4 protein-coding genes are annotated in these 3,892 nt (G+C 48.3%); 2 read left to right on the top strand and 2 right to left on the bottom strand.

The genetic code is table 11. The annotated features are described in order from the left end of the window. Positions 1 to 109: 109 nt before the first annotated feature. Positions 110 to 634 (top strand): DUF4330 domain-containing protein, encoded by a 525-nt coding sequence (locus IQ270_RS28895; RefSeq protein WP_193976553.1) that lies wholly within the window; start codon positions 110 to 112, stop codon positions 632 to 634. Positions 635 to 728: 94 nt separating this feature from the next. Here IQ270_RS28895 and IQ270_RS28890 read toward each other — a convergent pair whose 3' ends face one another. Next, complete coding sequence (locus IQ270_RS28890; RefSeq protein ID WP_193976552.1) at positions 729 to 1,634, bottom strand: alpha/beta fold hydrolase; 906 nt, start codon at positions 1,632 to 1,634, stop codon at positions 729 to 731. A gap of 519 nt (positions 1,635 to 2,153) precedes the next feature. Between IQ270_RS28890 and IQ270_RS28885 the strand changes: the two genes are divergently transcribed. Then, positions 2,154 to 2,768, top strand: a complete 615-nt coding sequence (locus tag IQ270_RS28885; RefSeq protein WP_193976551.1) for a hypothetical protein — start codon at positions 2,154 to 2,156, stop codon at positions 2,766 to 2,768. Here the strand turns inward: IQ270_RS28885 and IQ270_RS28880 are convergent. Then, positions 2,736 to 3,698, bottom strand: a complete 963-nt coding sequence (locus IQ270_RS28880) for a hypothetical protein (RefSeq protein ID WP_193976550.1) — start codon at positions 3,696 to 3,698, stop codon at positions 2,736 to 2,738. The two genes, IQ270_RS28885 and IQ270_RS28880, sit on opposite strands and share 33 nt — an antisense overlap. Positions 3,699 to 3,892 lie beyond the last annotated feature (194 nt).

Genomic DNA, 3,892 nt, shown 5'->3' with positions numbered 1-3,892 from the left:
CATCACCCCATCCCCCGCTCTTCAAGTCCTGCGGATTTTGGGCGATCGTTGTGGTAATATCTTTTGGCTTGTACAGATACTCCTGTCGCTGTCCGTTTATAGGCGATTTATGAAAATTTTAGATTCTCAAGGCCGGCTGTTCGGCAAACTCAGCATTCTAGATGTAGGTGCGGCAATGATTGTGCTGCTAGTTGCAGTCGGTATCTTCTTTTTTCCAGGCACATCAGGCGGTTCCGTCGCCCAAGTCGGCGGCCCTAGTGTTAAACCTGTAGAGATTGATGCAATTGCGATCGGACTTAAAGGCACGAACTTTCCAGAGTTGTTCAAAGCTGGCGATAAAATCAACGTAGTTATCCGCAATCAGCCCTCCGGTCAGATTACAATCAAATCCGTCAAAACTATCACCAGAACCCTAGCAGTTCCCCAGCCCAACGGTACCCTCAAAGCTCTCCCCGATCCCCGAGAAGAGGAATCTTTCAGCAGAAATATGATGTTTACCCTAGAAGGAAAAGGTCAAATTACTGAAAACGGCCCGGTTTTAGGGAATACCAAAGTAAAAATTGGCACTACCCTAGAACTTGAAGGTAAAAAATACATTTTCAATGCCAGCGTCATTGATGTGCGAGTCAAATAATAGTCATTAGTTATTAGTCATTAGTCATTGCTAATGGGGAAGGGGGAAGAGGGAATTCATATTCCTTCTTCCTTCTTCCTTCTTCCTTCTTCCTTCACCCTTGGGAAAGCAACCTTAAATATTGTCGAATTAAGCCAACAGTCACAGCCGGAATTTCCAACTGCGGAGTCAAACCCACATTTTCCAGAGATTGAAAAATTTTGATTGCTTCGGGGTTGAGATTGGCCAACCGCTGGCCGATATCCGGGCCGGTAAACTGCGATTTTTCTCCCCAAATAATCGCTGTCGGCGTTGTTAACCCAGTGATGTACAGCGACAAATCAAAGCACAAATCTCCCCGCACAAAAGACAGGGCGGCATATTCTGCATTTGGTTCCAAGGCAGATTCCAAATAAGCATCGACAATTTCTTGGTAAACGCGCCGCGAATCGGCAAATTGGCGCTGTTCTAGGAAGCTGCGGATGCCACCGTCTGTGGCGATCGCGGTACTGTAGAGCAAACGGTCTAAAATCGGGGTGTTGACTAGCTTAGCGAAGAAACTGCTGCCGTAATTTTGTCCGAAGTCCGACAAACCGCTGGGTATTGTCAAAATCAGCGATTTGAAGAGCTCTGGGCGGGCGATCGCCGCTCGAATCGCGATCGCCCCAGTCAGAGAAGAAGCTATCACATCCGTCGGACTGCCACAAGTTTTTTCCAGAAATTCAATCACTGTAGTGATATAATCTTCAACCTGATAATTTCTCTGCGGATGTTCCGATCGCCCCCAACCGATTAAATCCGGTGCTAAAATTCGATATTCGCTGGCAAAAGCCGGATAAACTTTCGACCATTCGTAGGCACTAGACCCGCCCCCAAAACCGTGAAAAAATACCAAATTCGGTTTGTTTTCCGGTTCTGATGGCGGCAATTCTAGCCAAGGCATTTTTTCGGCAGTGTAGTATACCATTCTGCCGAGAGAAGTAATTATCGATCGCTGACCGAAGCCGACGGGCACAAGCATAAATAAACCTCAATCGCTATTAGATTTTAGATTTTCCTCCCCAGCCCAGTTTCTGTTTAAAAAACTTGCAAAGCTAGTGGAGTTTTTGTAAAGATTAAGTATTGATTTCAATCTATTTTAGTACAAATGAAGCCTGAAACTACAGACAGCAACTAAGTTTTGCGATTTTTGGGAGTTCGGCTGTGTAGCGATCCTCACCCTTGCTTGCCTTACGTCGATCGGAGATAATATCAAAATGATGGGTGAGACCCCTCAACAAAACCGAGTGGGTTCGCCAACCCCGAAAGCAGGAGTATTCAATTTCGCTTTCAGGACGGTGGCAGGTTTGCTGCCGATCGCCAATCACGAATAATTAATTACCATATTTTGCGTAGCAGTGGATTTTGAGGTCGAAAGTCCTTGTTGTCGGCAGGGGATCGGTTTTCGATTCCGGCTTTGCAGGTTGGGCAATTTCCAAAGCAAGGCCGTTATAAATTCCAAAACACCAGAAACAAGCAATTTCCAGGAGATCTAGTAAAAATGCAACTGCTCAGGAAACGGGATCGCGAGGGTTTTATGGTTGACGCACAAAGTCTTCAATCGGACGGGTTTGCAGAATTTGATACTGCCTGTCGAAGTATGGATTTAAACGGCAAAAAGTCTTTAGTCGCCACTCCAGAACGATCGGGCGCAGGGTTAGAGGTGCGATCGCGCGCCACCGTACCGGCGATCGTCCGCCTAGCTTTAGAAGACTTGAAATGCTTTGAAGTAGTAGAACACCAGTTTGCACATTGGGGGATGACTTTTAGCAATGCCGTCGCCATCCAACCTTCAAACCCAGCATTTTTAACCGATTCTGGGAAAACAGTGTTAATGGGAGCGCCCAAAAGCGGATTGATAGAAGTAACTTTCAAGCATCCAGTTCGCAGCGTGTCAGGACTTGTCACCAGTTCCCGGCGAACTGTTTTATCTGCTTGCGACATCGACGGGAACCCAATTGTTCAGGATGAAATGCCTGCACCAAATCTAGCGGGATCTAATTCTCCGATCGCCCCCTGCGCTCCCCTGCGCGTCAAAGCCCCGAATATTCATCGAATTACTTTTTATGCTTTTGACGGTCAGCTAATAGTCGATGACTTTATTTTTGGATTTTGAAGTCATTCGGCAGGTATCGTCCCACGTCTGCAAACCTTCGAGAATGGCGTTGCGGACTAAAGCTTCCGGTTCTCGACTCAGCATTAGGCGAAAGCACTCGGCAGCGCGGGTTAGGGCTATCGTCTTCCTTGGCCAAGTCCCCCTAGGGGCGGGCTTCGCTAACAAACTTTTGACAGAACTCCGACGGCCAAACCCACTGTTATTCACCAAATCGGTCATTTGCCGCACTGCAATCAAACGCTTAACGGGGTCAGCATCGGTCAAATCTGCCAGGATGCGATCGAGCGCCGCTTCATCTTTTGAGACCCCCCAACTCAGCGCTTGCTGCAGCAACAGCCCTGCAATCGCGATCGTCCCCAAGTTTTGCAAAATCGCACTCACAGCCATCCAGTGGCTCTCGGAGTCCGCCCAAATCGCCAAACTCATGTAAGCGCCCAAGGTAGCAATGCCGCCGCTGCCCACCGCTAACACAAACCGGCGGTTCGGACTCTCCCAAAATTGCTCGACGAGCGATCGCAGCAATTGCCACTCCCGCGACTTTCCTCGGTAAACCAGTATCATCGCTGCGATCCCCACCCCTGTCGAAAACAGTAGCTGACTGTTCCACAACCCCCAAACTGCTCCTAGGGTGACAAGTGCCACCCAACCTTTCGATCGAGTCAAACGCTCTAGCAGCCACTTGGCAAAGGGGATCGAAGCCACTGGCGATCGGGCCCGAGCGGTTTTGGTCTCAACCCGGAGGCCTGTGGTTTCCGCTGTCCCGGCGATTCCCCTCAACTGGTCGTCCTGACTGAGTTCTCTCAAACCTCGCGCATCAGTCATCTCCTCAGAGGGGTCGATCGGGGGAAGCTTACCGAGTTGCCAAGTGCCTTCGGATACTTTCACTGGCGATCTATTCAGTTTGGTTGTAGTTTTTTTAACTTGATTCATACTGACTTTTTTGATAAATAACTTTCACTGATCCCGGGGTTTTTAGCACTGATTTAGATTCTCTGCAAACTAGAGTCTTATATTCTATGATATCGGAAATTCCCACCTGCGGTGACTACCGCAACTGCACTAAGGATCGCGAATTAAATAATTTACACATAATTGTGGGATGGGCTCTATAGCCCGTCTTGGAC

The sequence above is a fragment of the Microcoleus sp. LEGE 07076 genome (assembly GCF_015207455.1).
Classification (GTDB): Bacteria; Cyanobacteriota; Cyanobacteriia; order Cyanobacteriales; family Microcoleaceae; genus Microcoleus.
The sequence above is the reverse complement of the archived record's forward strand: the minus strand, read 5'-3'. Positions and strand labels throughout refer to the sequence as shown.